This window comes from Bacillus sp. mrc49 (assembly GCF_002803435.1).
The window spans coordinates 1-394 of record NZ_PHNG01000309.1 but is presented as its reverse complement, the minus strand read 5'-3'; the positions used below and the strand labels follow the sequence as shown (position 1 = coordinate 394).

Here is a 394-nt window from a genome sequence, read left to right as displayed (position 1 = left end):
CATACCAGACCGGATTGAGGCAGGGACCTTCATGATCTTGGCAGCTGCTGTCGGTGAAGGCATCTTGATCGATAATGTCATTCCCCAGCATTTGGAGTCATTGACAGCCAAAATGAGGGAGATGGGTATAAACATTGAAGCTGGCGACGACCAGATATTCGTCTCACCGGGTGAAAAATATAAAGCGGTTGATATCAAGACGCTGGTATATCCAGGATTCCCGACGGATCTCCAGCAGCCGTTCACGTCCCTTTTGACAAAAGCGAGCGGCTCCAGCATGGTGACCGATACGATATACGGGGCGCGCTTCAAGCATATCGATGAATTGCGCCGCATGAATGCAAAGATTAAGGTCGAGGGACGGGCAGGCATCATCGATGGGCCCGTTCAGCTT

Annotated in this window: 1 pseudogene; it reads left to right on the top strand. The window is 51.3% G+C overall.

The window, feature by feature from the left end:
• A pseudogene (locus CVN76_RS02095) lies at window positions 1–394 on the top strand (UDP-N-acetylglucosamine 1-carboxyvinyltransferase); the annotation flags it as partial.